General features: G+C 67.0%; 1 protein-coding gene. It reads left to right on the top strand.

What is annotated here, in order from left to right:
* Positions 1–454 (top strand): ParA family protein (locus D9598_RS20900; RefSeq protein WP_198368406.1); only part of this gene is annotated, 454 nt, incomplete at both ends.

The following is a 454-nucleotide window of genomic DNA, read 5'->3' as shown; positions in this document are numbered from 1 at the left end:
CCAGAGGACGGACTGGAACTGATCCAGCTCGCACCCGACGGCATGCCGGTCGCCACGCACGAGGAAAGATCGGCAGCGGCTCTTGCCGCGGCGGAGCAGCTTAAGAGCGCAGTCCCTGCCCTCGCCAAGCAAGGCTACGGATTGCTGGTGATCGATACCCCGCCTTCTGCGGATCGCATTGTGCGCCTCGCCGTGGGAGCGGCCGACCTCGTGGTCGTTCCCGTCCGTCCGTCGCCGGACGACCTGGATGCGGTTGGCGAGACCGTCGACCTGATCGCAGGGCAGGGAAAGCCGATGGTGTTCGCTATCAATTCCGCTACGAAGCGGGCGCGCTTGACCGGAGATGCGGCCATCGCGCTCAGCCAGCATGGCACCGTGGTTCCCGCGACCCTGCACAGAAGCGATGCCTACGCCGCGTCGGCCCTGGACGGCCTCACCGTCACCGAGGCAGATC

Origin of the sequence: Roseomonas sp. KE0001 (genome assembly GCF_016107285.1) — a bacterium.
Classification (GTDB): Bacteria; Pseudomonadota; Alphaproteobacteria; order Acetobacterales; family Acetobacteraceae; genus Pseudoroseomonas.
This window is presented reverse-complemented; position numbering and strand designations above follow the sequence as displayed.